Raw genomic sequence first — 720 nt, 5'->3', positions numbered from 1 at the left:
CCATCTTTGACGATAGTTGAAGATGTTACTTCATCTGGATCAAGCTGACCATTGTTGTTCTTATCGAGGCCGACTTGAACAGTATGGGTGCCGTTGTTGTTGTCAACAACCTTAGCTAGTGGAGATTTGCCATCCTTACCGTCTTTGACGATTGTTGAAGATGTTACTTCGTCTGGATCCAACTGACCATTGCCATTCTTATCAAGACCAACTTTAACAGTATGAGTACCGTCGTTGTTGTCTACGACTTGGGCCAATGATGGCTTGCCATCTTCTCCTTTAGCTCCAGTTGCGCCGGTTTCACCTTTATCGCCTTTGGCTCCGGTCGCGCCTGTAGCACCAGTGGCACCGGTTGCACCAGCTTTTCCATCTTTGATGATTGTAGATGATGTTACTTCGTCTGGGTCAAGCTGACCGTTGTTGTTCTTATCGAGTCCGACTTGAACTGTGTGTGTGCCGTTATTGTTATCGACAACCTTAGCCAATGGAGATTTACCATCCTTACCATCTTTAACGATGGTTGATGAGGTTACTTCATCTGGATCCAATTGGCCATTGCCGTTCTTATCAAGACCAACTTTAACAGTGTGCGTGCCGTTGTTATTATCGACAACTTGGGCTAATGATGGCTTACCATCTTCTCCTTTAGCACCAGTTGCACCTGTTGCGCCAGTGGCTCCAGTTTCACCTTTATCACCCTTAGCTCCGGTTGCACCTGTG

1 protein-coding gene is annotated in these 720 nt (G+C 46.5%); it reads right to left on the bottom strand.

From position 1 onward, the window contains the following. Positions 1 to 720: collagen-flanked surface repeat-containing protein (locus tag D8872_RS10770; protein ID WP_446677443.1), on the bottom strand; the 720-nt coding region annotated here is incomplete at both ends.

The organism is Streptococcus cristatus (genome assembly GCF_003943815.1).
Lineage (GTDB): Bacteria > Bacillota > Bacilli > Lactobacillales > Streptococcaceae > Streptococcus > Streptococcus cristatus_F.
The sequence above is the reverse complement of the archived record's forward strand: the minus strand, read 5'-3'. Positions and strand labels throughout refer to the sequence as shown.